8 protein-coding genes are annotated in these 6,706 nt (G+C 68.3%); all 8 read right to left on the bottom strand.

Annotated features, from left to right (window positions below; genetic code table 11):
- The coding region (locus BUB20358_RS27430; RefSeq protein ID WP_367646489.1) for an ArnT family glycosyltransferase at positions 1-708 on the bottom strand (708 nt) is incomplete at its 3' end.
- Positions 709-936: 228 nt separating this feature from the next.
- The gene (locus BUB20358_RS27435; RefSeq protein WP_006763814.1) at positions 937-1,698 is read right to left on the bottom strand and encodes an SDR family oxidoreductase; all 762 of its coding nucleotides are present in this window, start codon (positions 1,696-1,698) and stop codon (positions 937-939) included.
- Between the two features lie 22 nt (positions 1,699-1,720).
- A complete protein-coding gene (locus BUB20358_RS27440) occupies positions 1,721-2,302 on the bottom strand; it encodes an LOG family protein (RefSeq protein ID WP_006763815.1) in 582 nt (193 codons plus the stop codon).
- Positions 2,299-3,042 carry a TetR/AcrR family transcriptional regulator gene (locus BUB20358_RS27445; RefSeq protein ID WP_006763816.1) on the bottom strand — a complete coding sequence of 248 codons (744 nt, stop codon included), beginning with the start codon at positions 3,040-3,042 and terminating at the stop codon, positions 2,299-2,301. The genes BUB20358_RS27440 and BUB20358_RS27445 overlap by 4 nt, the downstream gene beginning before the upstream one ends.
- 211 nt (positions 3,043-3,253) lie before the next feature.
- Positions 3,254-3,790, bottom strand: a complete 537-nt coding sequence (locus BUB20358_RS27450) for a diacylglycerol kinase (RefSeq protein WP_006763817.1) — start codon at positions 3,788-3,790, stop codon at positions 3,254-3,256.
- Positions 3,787-4,821 carry a glycosyltransferase family 4 protein gene (locus BUB20358_RS27455; RefSeq protein WP_006763818.1) on the bottom strand — a complete coding sequence of 345 codons (1,035 nt, stop codon included), beginning with the start codon at positions 4,819-4,821 and terminating at the stop codon, positions 3,787-3,789. The genes BUB20358_RS27450 and BUB20358_RS27455 overlap by 4 nt, the downstream gene beginning before the upstream one ends.
- Before the next feature lie 29 nt (positions 4,822-4,850).
- The gene (locus BUB20358_RS27460) at positions 4,851-5,789 is read right to left on the bottom strand and encodes a UDP-2,3-diacylglucosamine diphosphatase (RefSeq protein ID WP_006763819.1); all 939 of its coding nucleotides are present in this window, start codon (positions 5,787-5,789) and stop codon (positions 4,851-4,853) included.
- A 265-nt stretch (positions 5,790-6,054) separates the two neighbouring features.
- Positions 6,055-6,564 (bottom strand): RDD family protein, encoded by a 510-nt coding sequence (locus tag BUB20358_RS27465; protein WP_035972035.1) that lies wholly within the window; start codon positions 6,562-6,564, stop codon positions 6,055-6,057.
- Between the last annotated feature and the right edge of the window lie 142 nt (positions 6,565-6,706).

The raw sequence follows: 6,706 nt of genomic DNA on the forward strand, positions 1-6,706 counted from the left end.
GGGCGGCCCGGCCGGCGCAGCGTGCCCGTGCCGCCCGTCGCTCGCTCGCGCGACGTGTCCGACGACCAGCTCGAGCAGCCCGCAGAAGCCGATCGCGGTGCCGGCGAACAGCGCGACGTCGGTGATCATGTCGTGCACGTGCTTGATCACGACCAGCGTGCCGGCGCTCAGCACGACGGGGCCGAGCACGCGCAGATCGAACCAGTTTTCTGCGCGGCTCGCGACGCGCGCCGCGCGCGCGATGAAGCCGAACGCGAGCGCCGCGAACAGGGCGCTCGCGAGCCGTGCGGCGTCGTGCAGCGGCATCACGCGCTGCAGCAGCCACGCGACGCTCGTCGCGGTCCACGCGTAGAGCGGCGGCTTTTCCATGAACGGCTGGCCCGCGTTGGTCGGGACGATCCAATCGCCGGTTTCGAGCATGTGCTGAACGATGCCGAACGTATAGGTTTCGTCCTGCTTCCACGGATCGTGGCCGAGCACGCCCGGCAGCGTATACGCGCATGCGAACAACGCGACGAGCAGCCATGCCCGCCAGCCGAGCCGGATCGCACGGGCGTGAACCGGACTCGCCGCGGCCGCACCCGTGACCGCGGGCGTGGCGGCGGTATCGAGCGCCGATCCGGCGTCGGGACTGGCAGTGGAGCGGGCGTGCGAGGCCGAAGCGGGCACGGACGTGCGTCGCCGGCCGGATGCTGCGGTTCCGGGCATGGAAAAGATCTCGGTCGGTGAAGCGGCGCGGCGACGTGCGCCGGGCCGATAAGACGCGCATCGACGATGCGCATGTGACGTCGGATCGAGCCGACCGTCTGACTGGCCGCTAGTAGACCACGTATTTGTTACGGGACATTACAAAAAATGTCACCGAATTGTGGAGATTTGTGGTGTCGTGACGACCGGATGTGCCGGGCGATGCTTTGTGCACCGCAACGAGAGGCGTTATCGACCGCCGCCAACGTCGATCAGCGCGCCGGTCGTATAGGCGGCCGCATCGCTGAGCAGCCACACGATCGCTTCGGCGACTTCGCGCGCTTCGCCGGCGCGGCCGAGCGGCGTCTGCGCGCCGAGACGTGCGGCGCGGCCCGGCTGGCCGCCGCTTGCATGAATGTCGGTTTCGATGAGGCCGGGCCGCACGCCGTTGACGCGCACGCCGTGCGGGCCGAGTTCCTTCGACAGTCCGATCGTCAGCGAATCGACCGCGCCCTTCGAGCCCGCGTAGTCGACGTATTCGTTCGGCGAACCGAGCCGCGCCGCGATCGACGATACGTTCACGATCGCGCCGCCGCGGCCGCCGCGATCGGTGGACAGCCGGCGCGCGGCTTCGCGCGCGCACAGATACGCGCCGAGCACGTTCGTGTCGAACATCCGGCGCAGCCGGTCGACCGGCATGTCGGCGAGCGGCATCGACGGCGCGACGATGCCCGCGTTGTTGACGAGCGCATCGAGACGGCCGAATGCGGCCGCGACGGTGTCGAACATCGCGATCACGTCCGCCTCGTTCGCGACGTCGGCGGCCACGGTGCACGCGCGGCCGCCGGCGTCGCGCACCGCCTGCGCGGTGCGTTCGGCTGCCGCGGCGTCGCGCGCATAGTTGATCCCGACGTCCCAGCCGCGCTCGGCGGCGAGCACGGCCGTCGCGCGGCCGATGCCGCGGCTCCCGCCGGTGATGAGGACGGCCTTGCGCTCGGCGGATGCGGTCATCGTATGCGGTTCCGGAACGGGGTCATTTCGCCGCGTCGGGCGCCCACTTGTCGCGCGCGGGCGGCTGGTAGCGGCGCAGCCGCTCGAGCAGCCCGGCCGGCTGCGAGTCGATGCACAGCGCGTCGAAGTAGGTCGGCCGCATGAAGCCCTCGTCGACCGTATGGCGCAGCAGCGCGATCAGCGGATCGTAGAACGAATCGATGTTGTAGAGCGCGACCGGCTTGCGGTGATAGCCGAGCTGCGCCCACGTGTAGACCTCGAAGAATTCCTCGAGCGTGCCGGCGCCGCCCGGCATCGCGACGAACGCGTCGGCGAGATCGGCCATCATCTTCTTGCGGTGATGCATGTCGGGCACGACGTGCAGCTCCGACAATCCGGTGTGGCCGACTTCCTTGTCGACGAGCAGCTCCGGAATCACGCCGACCGCGCGGCCGCCGGCGGCCATCACTTCGTCGGCGATCACGCCCATCAGCCCGACCCGGCCGCCGCCGTAGACCAGCGTGAGTCCTGCATCGACGAGCGCGCGGCCGAACGCGCGCGCGGCGTCCGCATAGACGGGCCGCACGCCGGACGCCGAACCGCAGTAAACGCAGACGGCCTTCATTGCTTCGCGTCCTTCGTCTGGACCGGGCTGCCGGCCGGACGCGGCGAGCCGTCGCGCGGCGGCAGGTAGTCGGAGAACTGGCGCTTCGGCAGCTTGCCGGACACGAGATCGTCGAACAGCTGGCGCGACCGGCCGCGCAGGTACGGCGCCATCACGGAGATCACGTGCATGCTGACCTGGTGCAGCTCCTCGCGGATCGCGTCCTGATCGTTGTACTTGCGCGGGTGCATCACGTACTGATACGACAGCCAGTACGTCGAAATGACGGCCATGTTGGTTGCGATCACTTCGATCTCGGCGGGCGTCGCGACCATTTCGGCGTCGGATACGAGCAGCTCGCACATCTCGCGCGCGAAGCGCACCTTGTGGCTGATGATCTGCTTGAAGTGCGTCTCGAGCGTGCGGTTGCGCGCGAGCAGGTCGTTGAGGTCGCGATACAGGAACCGGTAGGTCCACATGAAATCGGCCATGTACTGCAGATACGACCAGGTCTCGTCGATCGTCGGACGGTGATCTTCGGGGAAGCGCAGCCGCCGTTCGATCTGCTGCTCGAACTGCGCGAAGATGCTGTTGATGATGTCGTCCTTGTTGCGGAAATGGTAGTACAGGTTGCCTGGACTGATTTCCATTTCCTCGGCGATCGTCGTCGTCGTGACGTTCGGCTCGCCGATCTCGTTGAAGAGTTTCAACGACAACTCGAGAATCCGTTCGCGGGTGCGGCGGGGAGGTTTCGCTTCCATGTCGTCCGGCCCTGTGTATGCCGGACTGGCGGGCGCTGCAATCGATGCTGCGAGATTCGTCCGGCGCGGGTTGCTGTTCTAAGTCTGGCGGACGATTATAAACCGCGGTTTCGCCACGTCGCGCGCATTTCGTGATCGCCGCGCGTTCGATCCGATGGTGCAGCGCCGCACGCATGCGGTGCGCGGCGCGAGCGGATCGCGGTGTGCGGGCTCAGAAGCCGAGCCAGCGCGCGACGACCGGGCCGAGCACGAAACCCCACGTCGTCACGCACGCGAACAGGGCGACCGTGACGGCCGCGCTGCCGAGATCCTTCGCGCGCTTGGACAGCTCGTGGCGCTCGAGCGAGATGCGGTCGATCGCCGCTTCGACGCTCGAGTTCAACAGCTCGACGATCAGCACCAGCAGCACCGACGCGATCAGCAGCGCGCGCGATGCGGCCGGCACCGGTGCGAATGCACCGATCGGGAGCATCAGTGCGGCGAGCGTCAGCTCCTGCCGAAACGCGCTTTCCTCGCGGATCGCGACGCGAAAGCCGTTCAGCGAATGCTTGAGCGCGTACCACGCGCGCGTGATGCCGCGATGGCGCTTGTACGGGTTCGGCGGCAGCGGCGTCAGCCGATCGTCGGGGCCGAGCGGCTCGTGCGCGTGCGGATCGGCGTCGGCGTGCGGCTCTTCCTCGTCGAACGGCCGATGCCGTTGCGGCGTCGTGGTAACGGGCGGGGCTTCGTGGTTCGGATCTCGTTTCAAACGGCAGCACCTTCGGCGGGCGAGTACGCGGTTTTCGGCAGCGGCTTCAGGTGCGACGCGAACTGCTCGGACGCCGCGCGCCACGAGAAGCGTTCCGCCCACGCGCGCGCGGTCGAGCGTTCGATCTTCAGCGCTTCGAGGCAGGCTTCCTGCAGATCCTCGTGCATCGCGCCGGCGTGGCCGTCGCCGAGCACGTCGATCGGGCCGGTGACCGGGTACGCGGCGACCGGCGTACCGCATGCGAGCGCCTCCAGCAGCACGAGGCCGAACGTGTCGGTGCGACTCGGGAACACGAACACGTCGGCCGCAGCATACACCTTCGCAAGCTCGGCCTGCGACAGCACGCCGAGATAGTTCGCCTCCGGATAGCGCGACTTCAGCTCCGCGAGCGCGGGCCCTTCGCCGGCGACCCACTTCGAGCCGGGCAGGTCGAGGCACAGGAATGCCTCGACGTTCTTCTCGATCGCGACGCGGCCCACGTACAGGAAGATCGGCCGCGCGGTGTTGAGCACCTTCGACTCCATCGGATGGAAGATGTCGAGATCGACGCCGCGCGTCCACAGCACGACGTTCGTGAAGCCGTACTTCTCGAGGTCCTGCTTGACGACCGGCGTCGGCGCCATCACCGCGAGCGACGGACGATGGAACCAGTGCAGGAAGCGGTAGGTCGCGGCAAGCGGAATCCCGAAGCGCGCCTGCACGTATTCCGGAAAGCGCGTGTGATACGCGGTCGTGTACGGCAGCTTGCGTGCGCGCGCATAGCGACGCGCGGCGAGGCCGAGCGGCCCTTCGGTCGCGATATGCAGCGCGTCGGGTGCGAATGCGTCGATCCGTGCGCGCAGTTTGCGATACGGCAGGATCGACAGCCGGATTTCCGGATAGGTCGGGCACGGCACGGTGCGGAATTCCAGCGGCGTCAGCAGCTCGACGCGGTGGCCGAGCGCGCCGAGTTCGCGCGCCGTGCTCTTCAGCGTGCGCACGACGCCGTTGACCTGCGGTTCCCACGCGTCGGTGACGATCATGATCTTCATCGCGGCATCTGTCCTGTAGGTAAGGGGTGTCACGCGGTGGCGCGGGCCTTGCGCGACGTCGCGGCGGACGGCGCGGTGCGCATCACCGTCCAGTAGACGATCTTCAGCTCGCCTTCCATCGTTTCGACGAGCGCGGACAGGCTTTCGACCCAGTCGCCGTCGTTGCAGTACAGCACGCCGTCGATGTCGCGGATCTCCGCCTTGTGGATGTGGCCGCACACGACGCCGTCGCAGCCGCGGCGGCGCGCTTCGTCGGTCATCACGGTCTCGAACTGCGAGATGAAGTTGACGGCATTCTTCACCTGGTGCTTCAGGTACTGCGACAGCGACCAGTACTGAAAGCCGAGCCGGCTGCGGATCCGGTTGAACCAGCGGTTCAGCACCAGGATCAGCGTGTACAGCGTATCGCCGAGGTACGCGAGCCATTTCGCGTGCTGGATCACGCCGTCGAACAGGTCGCCGTGCACGATCCACAAACGTTTACCTGCGAGCGTCGTGTGGAACGCTTCGCCGCGCACCTGGATGTCGCCGAACGCGAGGTCGCAGAACTGCCGCGCGGCTTCGTCGTGATTGCCGGGGATGTAGACGACCTGCGTGCCCTTGCGCGCCTTGCGCAGGATCTTCTGCACGACGTCGTTGTGCGCCTGCGGCCAGTACCAGCCTTTTTTCAGCTGCCAGCCGTCGATGATGTCGCCGACCAGATACAGGTATTCCGACTCGTTGTGGCGCAGAAAGTCGAGCAGGTAAGGCGCCTGGCAGCCGCTCGAGCCGAGATGGATGTCGGACAGCCAGATGGTGCGGTAGCGGTGGGCGGGCGGCTCGTGGTCGTCATGCTGCGCGGTGCGCGCGGCGGGCGGTTCGTGCGACGAGACGGCGTCGGCTGCGGCCGAGCCGGACAGGAAGGCGGTAGCGGCGCGGGCGCCGAGCGGTTGACGGAACAGGGAGGTCGCGGACGTTTTCTGGCCCATGCATGACTCGCGCCGGTTGACATTACCGGCATTGCGCCACGCGGGCGTGACTGTGCCGTGACAGTCACGAGACGTTCTTATTACGGCGGCGGCAGCCTGTTCGGCGACGAATGCGTCGTCGTCGCGCACGCTGCCGGGCGAACGTGCATTTCGCTATCGATGCGTTCGGCGGCGAGCAGCGGCGGCCGCGATTGCCGTGCGGTTTCGTCTGACGGATCGATCAAGCCGGGAGGCCGAGCGTGCGGATTGCGCGGCGCGGCGCGCGTCAGCGCGGAATCGCGACGATGCGCGTGCGCGCGAGGCGATCGTGCGGGAACTGACGACCGGCGTGCAGCCGGGCGGCGGCGGCCCAGACGACGATCCACGCGGCCGTGACGCCGAGCGTGACGGGCACCGACAGGCCGAGCAACGGATGCAGCGCGAGCGGCGGCAGGAACCACAGCCAGCCGAGCGCGTAGCGGACGAGCGCGTGGCCGGCAGTGAGCGGCCGGCCGCTCGTCGACTCGAGCCGCAGCCGCCACGTCTTCATCGGCAGCGTCTGGCCGCCATGCGTCCAGAACCAGACGAAGTACGCGCCGACCACGAGCGCGATCCATGCGGCCAGCAGGTTGTGGTGGACGAGGCCGTTGCGCTGCTGCATCGCGACGCTGAAAGCCAGTGCGGCGAAGAACACGACGCCGAACAGCAGCACGGCTTCGTAGAGCATCGCGGCGAGTCGCCGCCGCACGGACGGCGCGGAGACGATCGCGGACTCGGCGGGGCGGGCGGCGGCCACGATCGGTCAGGAACCCTTGAACAGCGACGGCGCGTCGGCCGGCGACACGGGCGTCGGCGCAGCCGGCACGACGGCCGGGCCCGGCACCGACGATGCGGGAACGGGCGGCGCGCCGGCGCCGAGCGATGCGGGCGCGGGCAGC

Origin of the sequence: Burkholderia dolosa (genome assembly GCF_902499135.1) — a bacterium.
Lineage (GTDB): Bacteria > Pseudomonadota > Gammaproteobacteria > Burkholderiales > Burkholderiaceae > Burkholderia > Burkholderia dolosa.

Excerpts from the sequence above, each read along its gene's own strand:
- BUB20358_RS27435 (WP_006763814.1), bottom strand. The coding sequence starts at position 1,698 with ATGACCGCATCCGCCGAGCGCAAGGCCGTCCTCATCACCGGCGGGAGC.
- BUB20358_RS27440 (WP_006763815.1), bottom strand. The coding sequence starts at position 2,302 with ATGAAGGCCGTCTGCGTTTACTGCGGTTCGGCGTCCGGCGTGCGGCCC.
- BUB20358_RS27445 (WP_006763816.1), bottom strand. The coding sequence starts at position 3,042 with ATGGAAGCGAAACCTCCCCGCCGCACCCGCGAACGGATTCTCGAGTTG.
- BUB20358_RS27455 (WP_006763818.1), bottom strand. The coding sequence starts at position 4,821 with ATGAAGATCATGATCGTCACCGACGCGTGGGAACCGCAGGTCAACGGC.
- BUB20358_RS27460 (WP_006763819.1), bottom strand. The coding sequence starts at position 5,789 with ATGGGCCAGAAAACGTCCGCGACCTCCCTGTTCCGTCAACCGCTCGGC.